Genomic DNA, 17,651 nt, shown 5'->3' on the forward strand with positions numbered 1-17,651 from the left:
CAGGATGATGAAGACTGTCTTGCAATCTGTCCATATTTATCTTTTACGATTTCTTTTATTTCGTCTTTGTCTTTCATACTTTCCTCTCCGGCCATGGATTGCATACCATTTCAGTGCCTGAACCTGCTATTTGGCAATGATTTCTTTCACCCGTCCAACAATGCCGCTTTCAAGGCGCACCTTGATGCCATGTGGATGTGAAGGTGACTTTGTCAGGATATCATTAACGACTCCTTCTGTCAGCCTTCCAGAACGCTGGTCCTCTTTCGTTACCACCCGTACAATCATTCCCGGCTTTATATCCGCCCTCTTTATCCCCTGAATGATGACAATATCTCCTTAAAGTTCGTAAGCCCTGCCTCGATATTTTCGATGATCTCAGCGGCCAGTGTGTCGGGATCCGGCAGGTGGCCGAGGTCTGCCAGGGACGTGTCCTTCAACCATGTGGCGTCAAGGCTATTAAGGTCTTGTATTTCAGAAATCGTTTCTGCACTTTGTCCAGGTCATGTTTTGCTATAATATCATAAGCAGCCAGAAAAAAACCGCCTGTACCACAGGCAGGGTCAGCAATGATTTTCATAGGTTCAGGCCGGATGCATTGCTGCTCATATTTCAATTTCCCTTGTAAATTGTGCTGATAAAACATAACCACCGGCTTTAGGCGGGCCTTCAAATTCAATAACTTCAATTACTCTTAATATCTTGATGTAGCGGTTCACTGTAGGTACTGATACCTTTAATCCTATCGCCAGTTCATCAGCTTTTTGAAGCGGCTTATTCATTACAGCAAGTACTAATTTTAGAAGTTTACTTTTTACACCCGCACTAATACCCTCAATTATCCCCTCATTTACACCCTCACTTACTCTATCACTTACTCTATCACTTACTCTATCACTTACTGTACCATCTGATACAGTAAACTTAGCAATCATCTTTTCATCCAACGGAATTATCATCTTGAAACTATTACCCTCTATAAATTGAGGTTTCTTGCCGGGTGTATAAACAGGCAGGTACTTGTTGACGTTCAATATACCGGAACCAAGTTCATCCACCCGCCCAAGCTGGGTGAAGAATTTGGCGATCAAAGGATTTTTGGAAAAAGGGGTAAAACTATCTGGACTAATAGGACCTTCACCATGTGCATTGTTTGCGTTTCCAGTCTCCACCCTGTCTTTGTATATAATGAACGTAGCAGCAAGGGCGCTGGTATATTCCCTGTGCACTATAAGGTTGGCCGCTACTTCCCGGAATATCTTAGCTCTCAGACTTACCCGTTGGTCGCCTTCCATGTAGAATTTGTCCGGCAGATGCTTAACAGTAAAATCTATTAGCCTGTCGTATGAGTCAATCAGATTGGTGTCTATGTAGTCCCGGTCATCATAACGGTCTGTATTGACCCTCCGGACTAGCGCATCAATTTTATTGTGAGGCAGGATACTCTTGATTACTTCATCTTTTCCAAGAAGGAGAGCTGCTGCAAGGGTGTATCCTTCCTTGCCTGTATCTGTATCATGCCTTCTCAAACCTGCCTTTTGGAGTATCTGTTCATCATTCAAGGTCAGCCAGGGGTGGTTGTAATTGTTGCTCCGGATCAGGTTCCGTATTCTCGGAAATAGCTCCTGTTTAAAATCCTTAAACCGCAAGAATGGATAGATTGCGCATTCGGTGTAATGCACCCGTTTGCGATTGACAAGTTCGGCAATCCGGTGGGGTTGTGTCAGCCGAAAATCACCTTCGCTGCTGCGGTCGTAAACGACATTACCGGTCTTGTGTACCTGCGAACTTGCCGGCATCTGAATATGAATTATGATCTTCCCCTTAATATCATGCACCAACGGAAAGAGTATGAAGGGGGGATCAAGCTTCTGGGCATTGTTTGAAAGGTTGACCAGATTGGTCTTAAGCGTTTCTACCTTTGAAGGTTCTACACCTTTGACCGCGCCATCATCGGCGACGCCCAACAAGATATCTCCGCCATCCCTGTTCAACATGGCGCAGATGGTTTCAAAAAGGGTCTCAGGCAATTCGGCCTTGGCCTCTTTGAACTCGAGGCGAATGTCTTCACGCTGTCTGAGCAATCGTTTTAGCCGCTCTATACTCATCCCTGTTTCTTGCCTTTCCATCCAGATTTCTTTGATAAAAGCATTGCCTTTTATGACCTTATCCTTTACAGCATTTTCTCAGCCGGACCTCTGTCTGGTTTAGGGAGGTTGACCGTGGCTTCCCTGTTATCACACTCTGACAACCGATATATTAGCTCAGAACTATAATTTCAGTGATCCCCATCTACCGCCTCGGCCGGGGGGCTATTAGACCTTGCTGTTGTTATGTCTTATTCGCCTTGTATGTAACCTACCAATCTCTACTTTAATCTATTATGAAAAGAATATTTTTCATTTGTCTATAAACGATAAGGAAGATTTAATTGTGTCACACATTAATATCCAGCCTGACCCTTTCATATTTTTCCCGGAGTAAAGAAATGAAATTACCACCGGCAGCAATGTAGTTTAAATCATCCTCGTCTATGGTGATAATAACCATACCACGATCCTGGAAGACTTTAAGCTGTTCGCGTTCCGCATAAATTGTTTTACCCTTACCGGATATTCCTCCCTTTGAGAATAATATCCCAAATTTTGATTTTGTCGAATCCAGAACGCGACAGAATTTAGCTATAGTTGTAAAATCTGCAGGTGTTGCCCAGTCTTTACATTCACACACAAAATACCGTCCGAGTTCTGATCGGAAATCCATCTCAATACCTTCCATTGAACAAACTATATCGTAGTCTGTAGAGCCACTTCTCTGCCTACGTTTTGTTCTGCAACCTGGCATGCACGAGAGCATATATTCTGCAAGTAACTCTAACGTTTTGCCTGTCGTTTCCCCCAACTTGGAAATTAGCTTCTGAACATATCGAGTGTTTACAGCATAGATCGTCGCTTCTTGAGGGGCTGGGAAAGCAGTCATCCAGTTTTGGTCAAGCTCTTGAAGTATCCATTCAGGATAAAGACTATCAGTTGTATGCGTTTTACTTAACTCATCTATTTTAACAGCATATCTTTTTAACTCATGATCAGGCAGGCCATATCCCCAAACCAGCCGGAAATAAACTCCGCTTGTACCAGGCGATACCATTCCGTTTTCGCGTATAGCATCCTCACAAAGGGTTAACATCAGATAACGTTTTGCAAGAACTTCTAAACCCATCTTTGAATAGCAATCGCTCATCCATACAAGGGGCATTCCTTTATGTGTCCAAATCTCCATCTCTTCCTGTGCGGCAAGCATATGGTCGTACATCTGTGCATAGATTGACAGAGCTTCATGAAATCGCCTCTGGTTAAGATAGAATAAACCGACTAATTCCCAGGCTCGTTGCTCATCCGCTACTGTAGCAATTTGTGCTGGTGAAATTAATTTAGGTAATTGCTGAGCTAGTAGCGCAGCTCCATCACGTTTATCTAAAAGGGGCAACAAGCTCGTAGGAAGTTTTTTTTTAAGTTCTCTCTTCAGATCATCCAATGTTTATACACCTCTATTCGCATGAAAACTCACTCAACCCCCATAGCCTTAAACACCGCATCAACCGGATCAGCATAGAAGCTGTTCTGAAACTTGGACAAAAGTTCCCCGGGGACCGTTTGAAAGTCTCCGACACTGCTGGATGGGATAAGTATTCTCCTGGCGCCAGCGTCAAGAGCCACACGCATAGCCTCTGCCAGGTTTTCTACAGGAATTATATTCCCGCCCAAACTCATACTGCCTAAAATGACCATTTGCGATTGAACTGATTTTCGCATCAACGCCGAGGCAAGCGCAACGACTGCTGTCAAAGTCAATGCTTCTGCTGGCCCGGAATTATGTAATTCAACAACATGAATATGAAAGTCGTGATCCCCGGCCTTTGGCGTAACGCTTATTCTCGATGCATTTGCCTTAAAATAATCAAAGGCCACACGCAAACATTCTTTAGCCGCGGTGTTTGATCCAAGACCTGTAAAACGAACCGAACCATTACCGGGGCTCATCTGAATCTCAATCCTATACAATCCCAAATGCCCGTTACTGCCGCGAACAACGGTATGCACGGTGCCGGGATTCATCGGCCCATCAGGGATGAGGAAACCGCCGCCCTGCTCAGGAACGGAGATATACTTTTCCTCATTGGTTTCCTTATCTGCATAACTAAAATGCACGTCATAAAACTCCATCCCGCCTATCTTCTTAAGCTGCTCCTTAACTCGCCGCCTTGATTCAAGCGCGTAATCCAAACACCTGGCAACTGCAGCCTTATCATATTCACCATGAGGATAAAGAAGCTTTAACAACCCTGACACCATCTTTCTCACAGCAATCACGTCGCGCTGATTCAAATCCCGACCCAGGCGAAAATATTTATCAATCGCATCTGAAAAATTAAGCTTTCGCATCTCCCGTAAATACTCTGCCAGATAATCCACTATAAGACCGTAGTTGTTCGTAAAGAACTCCGGCTTCATCTTGGGTATTTCCCATCCCGGAATATACGCATGGAATCGGTCAAAAAAAGCAGAATCAATCATATTCTCAGGGAATGGCGATAGCAGATGGCTCGTTTTTACCAACGTATCCACGGGCTGATTTATATTACCCACAAAAACCATTGAGGCATTGGCGTTTATCTGATCCCGCCCTCGGGCAAAAGAGCCTGACGCCATATAATCCTTCATAATCTGCACTCCGTCTTTATCAGTAAAAGATATCCCTGCTACTTCATCAAACGCTACTACGTCCCACACACCCACAAGCCCGATCTGCCTCCGGCTCATATTGTAGAACAGGTTGGCCACTGTTGTCTGGCCGCCTGAGACTAAAATGCTGTTCGGGCTGATTTCCTTATATAAATGGCTTTTGCCGGTATTACGCGGCCCCAGCTCACACGCATTGTAATTATTCTCAACGAACGGTATCATCCGGGCTATCAGATGCCATTTGACCCGCTCCACAAAGAGAGTAGGCTCCATTCCGGATGAACGCAAGAGGGCATCCACCCACTGTTCTTCAGTAAATGCCCGGCGTCCTTCAAAAAGAGTCTCCATGTCCATGTTCGGCATCTGGATAGGTTTGATGTCTTCAAGTATAAACGGCGATACACTCTGTCCTTCTTCATAAAAATATCGCAGGTTTATTATTGACCAGATACCACCGGCCAGTAGTTTCTGATATTTCTTAACCGTGTCACTTGGCACAATAACATTCTTTATCCCTAAATTAGAAAAAACCGCTTCATAGATGTCTTTTTTTTCATTGAGCGCAACCGTCACCTTATCAATCACCTTAAGCCCGCCCTTTTCCTTGACAATGGACTTGACCTTCTCCGCCTCATCAGGCCGCACATAGTTCTCGGCAAGCACTCGCTTGACGGTCTTCATCCCGTCATCTATGATCGAATCATCAGTTGACGCGCAATACTGCCCAAGAAGATACTCAAGGACATACACCGGCACATTCGCACCTTCCTTGATTTTCTTGGTCAAGTCCTTTCGGACAACCTTACCGCCAAAATGTTTATTAAGCAGATTATCCAATTCCGTATTCATCAAGTGCTCCTTCCCTTAAAAATCGCTGGTAAAAGCCCTGTCTATCCTCACAGGGATTGACATATCTTCAATATCAGTAGCAGCATTACGGAATATCAGGCGATACTGCTTACCAACCGGGAATGCCATGTTCTTTAATGTCAGGACAACTTCTTTCTTACGGTCAACCATCTCTTGAGATACACTGTCGAATTTTAGGGTCTGTATATCGCTTACCGGCTCATTGCCTGCATAAATCCCGATCTTATAAGTAACTGCCCTGATCCTTTCAGACACGGCATCGGTTTGAATAATCTCAAACCTATGCCTTCCTGTCGTAATACGATGGTCCTGCCCCAGAACCTGCAATCCAACAGTCTTTTCCCGCGTTTTGTCTTTTTCATCGCCCCGCACCTGCTCGACCGTAATAACCGGGATCACTACCTCCTGCAAGCTCATACCTCCATGGAAGTACCGCGCTCCCCCTGTAAAATAGAATAAGCTTATCCCTTTAGGCACAACGAACTGCATATCCTTTTCTGATGAAATGCCGGCCGTAAGAGAGACATTGCCGCGATGAACATCCTCATTTCCTGAGATCTTTTTCCCGGTTATAAAACGCTTGTTCGTTTTGAAAATCTCGCCGTTAAATTTTATGTCTGAGTCCCGGCCTGTGTTACGAATTGTCGCATCCGGGGATTTTTCACTGTAGATAAACCCGTGATCCGCACTAACAAAGACAAATCTTGCATTCAACTGATTCATTACAAAAGAGACTATATCGCAGACTTCATCAATAGCCTTGTGCACTGCGGAAAATGTTTTGTTCTCAGTCCTGGCGTCATCACCCAGGGCATCAATCGTATTGTGATATACATAAACGATATTCTTACCGCGCACGAGTTCCCGAGCATCCTCCCGGCTCATGCGGATTAAATCTTCGCACTTTATAGCAAGTCCCTTCTTCACAGATAATATATCGCTTCTCTGCTCGATACCTGCACATGGTCTACCATCAACAAGTACATCACCCTTGTCTGAAATTACTAAACGCGTATGCGGCAGAAGAGCCGCCATACCGAGTGCTGTATATGAAGGGACACATCCAAGCATCGGCTCTATCCTGGCCTTAAAACGATATCGTCCATTAAGGGCTTCGCTGACCTCAACACCCGCCTCATAACGCAGAGCATCACTGACAATTACAAAAACTGCCGCGTTTTTATCACCGGCCTTACGTTCAGGATATTTCCCGAAGAAGTCATACTGATTGGTTACACCGTCAATACACCAATTATCCAGACTTGCCTTTTCTTCCCATAGAATCGCCAGGGTCTCAAGAAACCAGTTTTGATACAAGTCTTCCATCTCATCCTTGAGGTCTTTGAGCACTGCCCAGCCTTTGGAGTCTGCGATGCCCGCATATTCGGAAAAAAGACGATATTGACGGTCAAATTCATGAAGATCCGTGATGTATGCATCAAAAATCCCTTTTGAATTCGCATAAGAGAATCCGCGAGGAAAACTGTTTTTCCTGTCTATAAAAGTTGTCGCGGCAATAATCGCTTCGTAGACCGACCACAACGCCTCCCTTGGAATATATTCATCGCCAAGCCGCCGGTTTGCCCAGTGCTTTTCCTGACGGAGACGGCAGAAAGAAATGATAGAATCTTTATCTAACGTATCCCGATGCTCACGGACGTAAGTCTTGATCCTGCCGGCACATAATTTCTCCACTGCAAAGAATGTGACAGCTCCTTTTATCGCATCAAAAACCTTATCATCATTATCCAGATCCATGACGTCCTTCAAATATCGCTCAATGCAGACAGCCTCAGCCACCATCTCAGAAAGACAATCATACGATGCAGCCATCTTTACGCTGTCACGCCACTCACTCATGCAGACCGCGGCATCACGTCCAAAATTACCGGGTAATACAAACTGCCGTACATTCTCCGGCAGGGCAGGGCCGATAGAGATATGAAGATCACTCACAAGAAGACATGTCAGGAGATGTCTCGTGTTAGGCTGTTCAGACTGATAACCAAAGGCCTCCCTCGCAAATCTCCAGAACACATCCTCCAGTTCCATCTTTTGTATATCAACGAATCTTGCAGGTATGGAGTCCAGCCCCTCTTCAAATGGAAAGGAGGTATATAATGAGTGAATTATATCAAAAAAGCGGTCACTGTCCGCCTTCACCAGCACTGCCAGTATCTTCCTGTCAATATCTTCCGACCTATCCCCCGGCGCAATTATTTTTTTTAGCTGAGCCATCCTTTGCCTGTTGGCAAAGAATTTCTTTCGTTTGGCTATGTGTTCACGCAAAGAATGGGTCCTTAATCCAAGCTCCTCAACAATCATGGATGCGGTATCCGCATAAAATTGATAGCTGTATAACCGCACATCAAGAAGCCAATCATCTTCAGGCCGCGGGATTTCGGCGGCAGAATATACAAGAAACTTATCACCTGGCCTCTCAAGCTCTATAATCACCTTGGTCTTTAACTGTCCGATCATTTCAGGCCGCAGGATATTGATGTCGTCATTTCCATCCGGGCCATCAAACCCCATAGAGGGTAACATTTCCTCAAACTCTCTTTCGGGATCATTCCAGAAAACGACCCTGTGTTTTAAGAACAGTTCTGCCAGTCTTTCTTTTATACGTTCAATATTCATGGTTGTTCCAACATTCTTTTGCCATGCGAAGTTAGCCGATATTTTTGCAAACGGCTATTAGGCTTGTCAGGTATCGTCATTTCAATCAACCCTATATCCAATGCTGGACGCAGGTATAGTAACCTGAAATTTTTCTCCGCTTTAAGAGCTAATTTATTCTGTAATGACCGTCTGTCCATATCTCCTTTAAATACACTTAATAAACGCAGTACTTCGGGTGTGACTTCGGGTGTGACTTCGGGTGTGACTTGTTCTGTAACTTTAGGCAACTCAAGAAACCTTGGATGAATGGGCAATTCTACCAGGAAATAAGTGCGATCTTCATCTGTATGAAAAATCGGCAAAGGAGAGTCGTTTCTTTTTATTGCCTGCAAAAGCTTCGGAAATCCTGTTCCGCGCCCCTCTGTCATATCAAGTTCTTTTAAAAACTCTCCTATTCTGCGGTTACGGTATCTTCCCTTAGGAGGCAATACAGAACGCCCATCTTTTTCTGCTACCCCAATAACAATGTAGCCACCACCAAGATTATGAATATCATTGGCAAAGGCGCACATAGTGTGAAGCACAGCCTCCGGGTTCCATCCAGCTTTAAACTCCAACCGCTCCCATTCAACGGTTCTCGCAGTTAATAAATCGTTGATATTAATCGGTAGCTGCATCTTCTTCCTCTTTTACCCCGGAGATCTTTTTTACATCAGTCAGAAGGCTACCAAATTTTGCGTAATTGACCTTGACTCCGTCATCGAGGTCAAGCCTGATCTTTTTGTCCGCGTAGTGGCGCAAAAGCTCATCAAACTTCAGGAGCTCAGCCTGCTGTCTTCGCAATTCGATTATCTCTCGTTGGATCTTATTCGCAGCACTCCCTGACACAGCATCTCTATCCTTTTCAAGATGCTCTATCTGCCGTGAAATCCTGGTCTGGAGCGGCAGTACATATTCAGTACGCATACGGGACAGAGTGCCTTCATTATAGCGGTGCAGATAGACTATCGCCTGGAATGCCTTTTCCTTGCCGCTTGAGAAAAGCCAATAGATAGGTCTGTTCTTATAGGTCTGGCAATGGTCTTTAAAGAAACCATCAGCAAAATACCGGCGGATGACCTCACGGCTTGACTCTCCGGATTTCCTGCCTATGGCATCAGCGATAAAATCCAGATTGGAATCCAGACCCTTTTTATCCCATGCGGTCTCAATAAACCTGATAAACCGGCACGCTGCATCATCCTCAAACCATTCGCGCTCGGTGATGGGAATGATGCCGTCCTCATCAGCAGGAAACGTCTCATACTTATTCGCGTCAAACTCATTATTCCCTGTGTGGGCATACACAAGGCCCGGTATATCCAGAGAATATCGGCCCATCATGCAGCTAACCGCGTAACTGATAAGCTCCTTCATCGTATCTTCTTTGAAGCGAGTCTCACGTGCATCATCCGTAAGATCGCCTTTGTAGCGGTAGTGCGGGTTAGCAAAAAGCGTGATCTCCTCGATAGGGACATCGGGGGTAAGCTCGTCCTGGAGGCCGTATGCCTCGATGAAGATGCGGTTGTTTTCTTCTTCGAGCTTCTTCATTTGATCGGTTATTTGATGGCAGTAAATACGGTAATTATGATACGCATTAAAAGTTTTACCATCGCTATCATTCATACGTAATATCGCCAGTTCTCTAAAATTCCACGATATTTCGAATGCGTCCCAGTCCATGACTGCAATATTAATTATTTTCTCAATGATCCGTTTGATTTGTTGCGTTATATTCTCAATACCCACCACTGGAATTCTTTTAAGATCGCCAACTTGGAAGTTGAGAGTGGGATTTACTATTATTAAGAACAATTCTGTTAATTTACTGTTTAGCAACCCAAGAAAATAATGAATAAGATTCTTAGGTGGGAACGCCTTAGAACCTCCTACATCAAATATCCCTCCTTCAACTGAATATCTTGCACTAAACTTTGCACTTGTAATTAGCCCCCAAGTTATTCCTTCCTTAAAGTAATGGGTTTCAGATCTTGGTATGTTTGGATTCTTACCAATCAGAGCTTTTCTGATGGCTTGCCCATCATATTCCCAATTGACAACATCAACGTCATTTCCGTACCATTTCCTAAATCCTCCACCTTTTGAATAAGGGAACCATTTAGCTTGAGATTGTAAGGCCTCCTTCTTATCTTTACATCCAAAGTTGATTTTGTATTTGTTAACCTCAACCCAACACCTTGTAAAAACATCGTTGTTTGTAGTACCTAAACCTTGCCTAGGTGTTGCATAGGTTTCAAAAACATTGCTATTTTCAAATATATACCTAATCTTCTCACTCACCCAATACGCGATTGGCGAGCCGGGGATCTTTTTGAAGTCGTCAGAAGACGCATCTTTTAGGCGATCATTTTTGATTGGGAATTCTCTGGGGATGTTCTCTTCTATCAGGTCGCTATAATCTACAAAAGAGAAGCTGCCTTTATATTGCTGAATCTTCTTATTAATCCACACTGTTGCATTAGTTCCAAATGCTATACCCATCACCCCATTGGACATATGAACCATATTCCGTATGGCTGACATCTCAAACATTTTATAACGCATCTTTTCAAACGAAGACAGAAACATCCAGCTCTGCATCGTCACCATTGCATTATAACCGATTCCATCCTTTGCCATCTCAAACCCACGCTCGATGAACATTGCAAACAGGTCTGATTTTGTGTCCGGATATTGACTCCTCGCAAACTCCTTAAGAGTAGCGTTCATTCCCTTCCCACCCATATACGGCGGGTTGGCAATCACGCAGTCGTAATGCCTTGACAATAAGACTGCCTGCTTTAATAAACCAGTAACAACCTCTGCCTCTTTCTGCTCAAGCATGTCGCCGGATTTCATCTTGTCAGCTATTTCCTTTATCTCCGGCAGTTTTCTTTTTAAATCATCAGGCACCCTTATAAGTGAGCCGAATGTACTGGCATTTTCAAACAGCGCGATTAATTCCTTTGCCTCTTTGAAGTGCACTACCATGCCACTGCCGCTCTTTATACATATAACGTTGGGGCTAACGTCTTTCCTGAATATCTCCCTGTCATCCACCCTTGCCTTCATCATCAGGGCAAACCCGGAAAGCTGGGCAGCACGCTCGTCAATCTCCAGACCAAAAAGGTTCCTGGTCAGGATGAGCGCCGGGATGTCTTTTTCGCGGTATCCGCGCTCAAGATAAATCTGCTTCAGGAGATCATACGCCTCAACCAGGATATGGCCTGAGCCGCTGGCCGGGTCTAAAACCGTCAACTCTTCCGGATTAATCGCTTCCGGGGTGATTTCTTTGAGCCTGGCCCTGACATCTTCATCCTGCGGCGCCGGCTCAATGTAATACTCCATATTTTCTTTTATCCCTGAAGCAGGATAGGTGGCAAGCCATTTGGCGCCAAGCGAATTCTGCACCATATATTTTACAATCCAGTTCGGCGTAAAGAGCTGGGTGACCGCCGGAATGTCCTCAGTTCTATACGCCTTCTTCGCCTTCATAAGCGCATCCTTTTTCTCAGAGATGTAGAACTGATAGAGCCAGCCGATGATCTCAACCTCTTTCCAGTCATCTTCCGGAATCTCGCTTACCATGTGCCGGATAACAGAATCAGTGTTGAGGAGATTGTCCGGCAGAAGAAGCTCAGTCGGGTCATCAAGGCGCTCAAAGAGAAACGGCATGGCCGCATTTAAGTCATTGCACTGGGCTATAAGAAGCCTGCGATATAATTCATTATCTTTACCGGCCTCCATTTTAAGCCTGATGATCTCCTCTTTCTCAAGGCCGTCCAGCCGCTCAATAAATTGCGCCTTCTCAAGAATCTCCGGCTCAGCATGGCCTTCGGGATGGCTTAGCACGCGATAGCCATGGGCGAGATAGCCGTTCACCTCCATAAAACGGATGGCAGCGATACGGTTAAACCATGTGTAGGCAACCTCTTCAATAACCTGAGGGAAGGAGGACTTTTTAATCTGGTCAAGCAGGAGATTGCGGGCAGCCGCAATCCCTTTTGGAAATGCCCGCCCGCCAATAAAGGCAAAATCGCCCTGGACAGTACAGGGCTCGGCCTTTTCCTTAGAGATCCCATAATAGTGTGCCCGATCAGTGACCGCCTTTATGAACTCTTCCCGCGCCGCAGGGGCATAAGTTTTAAGCCTGCTTTTATTCATTATTCAACCCTTATCCGCTTGCCTTCTTTAATAGCCCCTTTTAACTTTCCGCTTAAATTATCTATAAACTCATCAACATCTGCATCAGATTCAAGGTAGGGTTTGCTTGACTCGTTGCGGACATGAACAATCTGCACTTCCCTGACCCGTGGACTGTCCGCGTCTCTGGAGACTGTTTTGGCCACGCGATTCATTTCTGCCTCAAAGATATTCTTCGCCTCATCCTCAAACCGGGTGATGTTTGCAATACTCTCGTCGCTCTCAAGCCTCTCGCCAACTGCTATGTAAGCCCTATTGGCCCGTTCTATATCCTGAGGTAAAGCCTTAAGATCCTGCGCTTCTTTAACAAATCGCTCTGTAAGAGTGGTTATGACCCTGCTTGCATTATCCCTCGCATCGGCAAGTAACTTGTCGTTAGCTTGACCCACCTTTTGAATCAGCGAGGCGGCTTCACGAATGATGCCGTAGGGTGCCGGTGCATTTAGAATCTCCCGCATCCTTGTCAATGCGGTTTTGATATCTTCGCCCTTTTCAAGATCGTACCTGTTAATCTCAAATCGAGACATTGCATCACGCAGCTCATCCCATTGTGGCCGCTGTTTGGTATAAAAACCATTTATATCACTAAATGTATTTGCGGCGCTTATAAGTCCGTCACGGTTTTCTAATAATCGCTCTATTAACTCAACGCTGTCATGACCGTCTAATAGCAGTTCAACCAATCTGGCTATCTCCTGAATATCTGTCAGCCCGGGGTATTTCCCTGTCCCGGCAAGTGTCTTATGCTGGTTTATGGCCTCCCGCCAATCTTCCAGTTTCTGCCTCAGAAACTGATAAAGCGGCAGTTCCTTGTCAGGCCCCATTTGTCCGAATACCTCCTGGCCCAATTTGCGTGCGTTTTCAATATGGGCGAGGTCAACCACTTTACGCTGTCGAACCGTTACCTTTTTCCAGTTACTTGTCCGCATGATAACTTCCTCCACCCGTCGGCGCTCAAGATTCCCTCCGCTAAAGATAAACTGTATTTCTCCAAGACAAAATAGCTTGGTAAGTATAAGCGCTGTTTCCCACTCATTCCATCCATATGGACGGGCGGCGAAGCGTTCTATTATATCGCTTGCAACCATCTGTTTACTTTGCAGGGCACATAATGAGATATAATCCCGCACTTCTCTTGCTGCCATCGGGTTATTGTCAGGAAGGTTCATATCAAACACTTTTTGCGCAGTATCATCATGGCGCAGCACTGACGGGATCTCTGCCTGAGGATTAGTGAACGGGTGTTCAATGTATCCCATTTTGGAAAAGCTGTTGTCAACGAGATAATCCAGGGCATTACTCGACACAATAAACGGGTCTACTGCGTCTGCGCGCCATTCCAGGCCATTAATGTAATATTCCGCCCGACTCAAAAGTTCTCTGACGAGCTCTATGATCCTACCCTTACGCTCGCGATTCTCGGACTTGCGCTCATCAAGGATACGCTTTATCACGGGGTTGCCTTCGTACTTATGACCAACATACTTATCTGTCTTCAGAAATGTCTGTACTTCTTTCCCCAGAAGATCGCTATCCGGTAATTTGATGACAATGCAGCCATTATCGTTGATGCTTTCCCCGATACATCGGAGCGAATTATAAAAAGAATATTCGTCATAAAAAGCAGAGATAACGGAAATAGTAAGGCCCCGCTCAACACGTCCGCCGCAGACCTGTAAATCACACATCCGCAGGAGATCAAAATCTTTCCCGGTCTTTACGTAACGATGTTTTTTCTCGCCCCGGTAAATATCCTCAAAGATTATTTTACTTAATGCGCGGCTTTCATCGCCAAAGCCCAAGTCCGTATTCTTGATCTCACGGCTGACATCCTGTTCTTCATTGGTAAGGAAATAATAATTCTCCCCGCTTCGGGCGATGAGCGTTTCCTTTTCAAGCCTTAAAAGGGACTCTTCGATCTTTTTGCGGAGGATAAGACGATCTTCATCAATTCCTTCTATGCATAAAGTGACAAGGTTATCTACGTTTCCTTTAACCTCCTGAATATAGCGGATCATAAACAGCGCCTTAAGTATGGAAACATCAAACTCATGGAGCGTCTTATTCTGGCTTGCCTGATCAATCGTGCGTTTGACTGCGGTATCAAGGAAACTCTCAATAGAAGGATAAAACCAGTAAAGCGGCACGAGGACCCCTGTGTCTTTTGAGGCTGCCTGCTGGGCCGCGAACTGAAACGCATCCAGCATGGAGCGTTCTCCGCGGGATAGATGCAGCCCTGTGGCTCCAGCGCGGCGGATCGTTTCAAATACCTTTTGAATCAGCTTGAATTGATAGGGGACAAAAGGGTAATTGCTCACGAATTCATCGGGATTGTTATAGGACAGAAGGGTCATACCGGTATCCGGAGTAAAGGTAAGCTGATTTTTCAAGATATCGGCATTGGGTGTATATAGTTTCTTCAGCCCGGCAACGCAGTCATCGTTCTTTTCCAGAAGCCGACGCTGAATGACTTCGTCTGTATTTGAGCTTGATAAGGAGATCCGCGTCTTGAACCGGCCCTGAATCTTTGAAAAATCATTTCTACGGGCATTACTAAGAGATCCCAGAACAGTGTCAATATCCTCCTGAGAGGTAACGACGACCCATGCCCTGCCTGCGCAGGCAACCCCCAGATTCTCAACGATAGTCTGAAGGCTTAGCATCAAATGCCCGTCACTACCTATAAACTGACCGATCTCATCTACAAAGAAAAATAACCTGTGCGATGGGCCTTTAGCATCAAGATACTCTTTTACCCACCTGGCAAAATTCTCTACCGTCAGGGAAAAATCCGTCTCAGCGTGGTCTATCCAACGATGACACGACTCTTCGCTTTGGCCAAGCACTCTCGTGAGAGATTTTACGATCTCGTCCTGGTTAAACTGCCAGTCAACCCTTCTGTCATCCCATTCTTCGTTAGTCAGGGCCCTGTACTCCCGCTTGAAGTCATCTAACTTGTTCTTTTTATCGAGATACCGTTCCATGTGTGCAATATGCGGATGATCCGGGCTGTAGCCCTGAAGCTCATTTAAGACTTTTAAGAAGACTGACAGGATCGCATCGCGACCGCGGGATTGATCTGCCTTGCTGTCAATATTGAACAGGATCGCGTCTATATCTTTACCAGCAACCCGTTTAACGGTTCCGGCCAGCATGGCATCACTTATCTTTTCTTCAAAAAACTGTAATGCGGTTTTATTTTTGCCGTCCTTTTTCACGGACGTATTTGCAAATAAATAGTAAAGAACTTTGATAAAATGCGACTTTCCTGATCCAAAGAAACCGGATACCCAGACGCCTACCTTGCCAGCGGCGTCAGAGCTTATGGGATCGTCAACCGTATCAGCGTATACAGAGAAGAATCGGTCAAGATGGCCGGTTAACTCCTTCGTCAGCACAAGTTCGTCAAGCTCCTGATATATAGATGCCTCGTCTTTTTGCTCGGCCTTGATAACGCCGTTAATTGCACGAAAGATGTCTTTTTTGAAAATTGCTTTGATTTTCATTATGACTCCGTTTTTTAAGGAACCAATCTAAAGGCCCTGTAGTAATTGTCCTCCCCAAGCCGGTCGAATAATCGAAAAGACTGACCGCTGTATTTCCCGGGATAAAACAGTACAACCGATGCATTACCGGTAATGCTTTGCAGATTATTCAGTAGTGAATGAGCCCTGACCCAGGGCCAGATAGTGCCAATACCGCTGATAAATACAAGGTCACATTGCGAAAGATTATATTTCTCTGCAATGATATTTACAAACCGCTCCGGCTTAACAGCCGCTGATATTGCCTTCCACAATGCCGCCGATCCTTTCCCGCATTCCAGATCATACGCCTTATTGATGGTCCCACGTTCCGTGAGATGTTCAATCATCAGATTGAATAATCTGACATGCATAAATTTAATACCTGAGTGTTGTTTCTTAATCCTCTCTTCCATAAATAAAATATGCTCACGCATTTTCAATTCATCTTCCGGAAGATAATCAAAGACATAAAAAGGGATATCACCGCTTAGTTTATTTCTCTTCAAAAATCCATCGCTTGTTACCTCCGGTAATATCTTATTCAGCCGGTCCTGGAATGTCATTATTTATTCACCTGTATGCATTTAAGCACATACTCTTCATTATGCCGGATCAGATATTCCATAACCTCAGGTACAATCACTATCCTTTTTAGTTTCCAGGTATGTGGACTCTGTAAATAACCAACTTCCGCAAGGATCTTATGTGTCACGCTGCGCATTTTCTTTGCAGTAGATGGCGGGAAATCCTCCATAAGAGGGTCTCTTTGCTTACATGAGATAACGAACTCATCCCATAATAACGGTGTCAGCCTGTCTTCCATCTTCCTGAATTGCACGCGAACGACAATATCCAAATAATCCCCTAAAATCCTGCAATGCTTAATCGCAGCGGCGAAGATGGCCTGCGTTGCAAGGACTGCATCTCCGTCCCTAACCATTTCCCAAAGTTCCGGAGTCATCAACCATAAACGAGCCTTTATGAATGATGCGATTCTTTTAGATGATGAGACACTCAGCTTCTGCAGGATATTCTTATTTTCAACAGCATCCTTCCATTCTTCAATTGAAACCTTCCGGATCATCATATCTGCAATCTTTCTGCTTTCAGACACCAATAAGGCACCTGCTGTTATATTGGCGATATAATGTACTGTCATATATTTCTTCTTGATTCAATAAATTCTTCCATGTCTTCAGGCTTAATTTTCCACTGCCCGATCTTAACGGCTTTAATTTCTTTGCGGGCGATGAGATCCCGCACCCATTCTTCTGTAACATCGAGTTTTAATGCAACTTGTCGTACTGTTAAGTATTTACGAAAGTCTTCCATTATATTGGCTCCGATAAATTATAGTTTTGAATAACCTTATCAATCCTTATTATTCCATATTCTAAACTTAACACTTAAAATGTCAACTCTTTCTTCATCATTGAACTCATGTGGAGTTTACTATCCTTATTGCTCGGGTTGTTATGGCTGTTATTTAGCTTTCATCTGCTTATGTTATGTAAACCAACCCAATTACCGACATTTAGGTATCTGACCTTATTTACAAACATGATAACAGGTCAGAGATATATAATGACAATAAAGCACCACAAACCTCTCTACAATTTCATAATCACTGCAATCTCCATTTTTGTGA

The 17,651-nt window shown here is 44.6% G+C and carries 12 protein-coding genes; all 12 read right to left on the bottom strand.

Features of this window, described 5'->3' with window-relative positions:
• Positions 1-126: 126 nt before the first annotated feature.
• Positions 127-324: a YwbE family protein gene (locus IT392_04675; GenBank protein MCC6543780.1), complete on the bottom strand. Its 198-nt coding sequence runs from the start codon at positions 322-324 to the stop codon at positions 127-129.
• A gap of 112 nt (positions 325-436) precedes the next feature.
• Positions 437-646 (bottom strand): SAM-dependent DNA methyltransferase, encoded by a 210-nt coding sequence (locus IT392_04680; protein ID MCC6543781.1) that lies wholly within the window; start codon positions 644-646, stop codon positions 437-439.
• Positions 606-2,108 (bottom strand): putative DNA binding domain-containing protein, encoded by a 1,503-nt coding sequence (locus IT392_04685; protein MCC6543782.1) that lies wholly within the window; start codon positions 2,106-2,108, stop codon positions 606-608. The genes IT392_04680 and IT392_04685 overlap by 41 nt, the downstream gene beginning before the upstream one ends.
• Positions 2,109-2,436: 328 nt before the next feature.
• Positions 2,437-3,534, bottom strand: coding sequence for a hypothetical protein (locus tag IT392_04690; protein ID MCC6543783.1), 1,098 nt, complete (start codon positions 3,532-3,534; stop codon positions 2,437-2,439).
• A 29-nt stretch (positions 3,535-3,563) separates the two neighbouring features.
• Entirely contained in the window at positions 3,564-5,591 is a 2,028-nt protein-coding gene (brxL, locus tag IT392_04695; protein MCC6543784.1) for a protease Lon-related BREX system protein BrxL, read from the bottom strand.
• Between the two features lie 15 nt (positions 5,592-5,606).
• The gene (gene pglZ / locus IT392_04700) at positions 5,607-8,252 is read right to left on the bottom strand and encodes a BREX-1 system phosphatase PglZ type A (protein MCC6543785.1); all 2,646 of its coding nucleotides are present in this window, start codon (positions 8,250-8,252) and stop codon (positions 5,607-5,609) included.
• Positions 8,249-8,911 (bottom strand): putative DNA binding domain-containing protein, encoded by a 663-nt coding sequence (locus IT392_04705; protein MCC6543786.1) that lies wholly within the window; start codon positions 8,909-8,911, stop codon positions 8,249-8,251. Before IT392_04705 ends, pglZ begins: the two co-directional genes overlap by 4 nt.
• On the bottom strand, positions 8,895-12,437 hold the full coding sequence (pglX, locus tag IT392_04710; GenBank protein ID MCC6543787.1) for a BREX-1 system adenine-specific DNA-methyltransferase PglX: 3,543 nt from the start codon (positions 12,435-12,437) through the stop codon (positions 8,895-8,897). The genes IT392_04705 and pglX overlap by 17 nt, the downstream gene beginning before the upstream one ends.
• Positions 12,437-15,982 carry a BREX system P-loop protein BrxC gene (brxC, locus tag IT392_04715; GenBank protein MCC6543788.1) on the bottom strand — a complete coding sequence of 1,182 codons (3,546 nt, stop codon included), beginning with the start codon at positions 15,980-15,982 and terminating at the stop codon, positions 12,437-12,439. Before brxC ends, pglX begins: the two co-directional genes overlap by 1 nt.
• 14 nt (positions 15,983-15,996) lie before the next feature.
• Positions 15,997-16,566: a DUF1788 domain-containing protein gene (locus tag IT392_04720; GenBank protein MCC6543789.1), complete on the bottom strand. Its 570-nt coding sequence runs from the start codon at positions 16,564-16,566 to the stop codon at positions 15,997-15,999.
• Entirely contained in the window at positions 16,566-17,162 is a 597-nt protein-coding gene (locus IT392_04725; protein MCC6543790.1) for a DUF1819 family protein, read from the bottom strand. Before IT392_04725 ends, IT392_04720 begins: the two co-directional genes overlap by 1 nt.
• Entirely contained in the window at positions 17,159-17,335 is a 177-nt protein-coding gene (locus IT392_04730; protein ID MCC6543791.1) for a helix-turn-helix domain-containing protein, read from the bottom strand. The genes IT392_04725 and IT392_04730 overlap by 4 nt, the downstream gene beginning before the upstream one ends.
• Positions 17,336-17,651 lie beyond the last annotated feature (316 nt).

The organism is Nitrospirota bacterium (assembly GCA_020846775.1).
Lineage (GTDB): Bacteria > Nitrospirota > 9FT-COMBO-42-15 > HDB-SIOI813 > HDB-SIOI813 > RBG-16-43-11.

What these genes read in the sequence shown, in the direction of transcription:
- IT392_04680 (MCC6543781.1), bottom strand. Translation starts at nt 646, where the DNA reads ATGTTTTATCAGCACAATTTACAAGGGAAATTGAAATATGAGCAGCAA.
- IT392_04685 (MCC6543782.1), bottom strand. Translation starts at nt 2,108, where the DNA reads ATGAGTATAGAGCGGCTAAAACGATTGCTCAGACAGCGTGAAGACATT.
- brxL (MCC6543784.1), bottom strand. Translation starts at nt 5,591, where the DNA reads ATGAATACGGAATTGGATAATCTGCTTAATAAACATTTTGGCGGTAAG.
- pglZ (MCC6543785.1), bottom strand. Translation starts at nt 8,252, where the DNA reads ATGAATATTGAACGTATAAAAGAAAGACTGGCAGAACTGTTCTTAAAA.
- IT392_04705 (MCC6543786.1), bottom strand. Translation starts at nt 8,911, where the DNA reads ATGCAGCTACCGATTAATATCAACGATTTATTAACTGCGAGAACCGTT.
- pglX (MCC6543787.1), bottom strand. Translation starts at nt 12,437, where the DNA reads ATGAATAAAAGCAGGCTTAAAACTTATGCCCCTGCGGCGCGGGAAGAG.
- brxC (MCC6543788.1), bottom strand. Translation starts at nt 15,982, where the DNA reads ATGAAAATCAAAGCAATTTTCAAAAAAGACATCTTTCGTGCAATTAAC.
- IT392_04720 (MCC6543789.1), bottom strand. Translation starts at nt 16,566, where the DNA reads ATGACATTCCAGGACCGGCTGAATAAGATATTACCGGAGGTAACAAGC.
- IT392_04725 (MCC6543790.1), bottom strand. Translation starts at nt 17,162, where the DNA reads ATGACAGTACATTATATCGCCAATATAACAGCAGGTGCCTTATTGGTG.
- IT392_04730 (MCC6543791.1), bottom strand. Translation starts at nt 17,335, where the DNA reads ATGGAAGACTTTCGTAAATACTTAACAGTACGACAAGTTGCATTAAAA.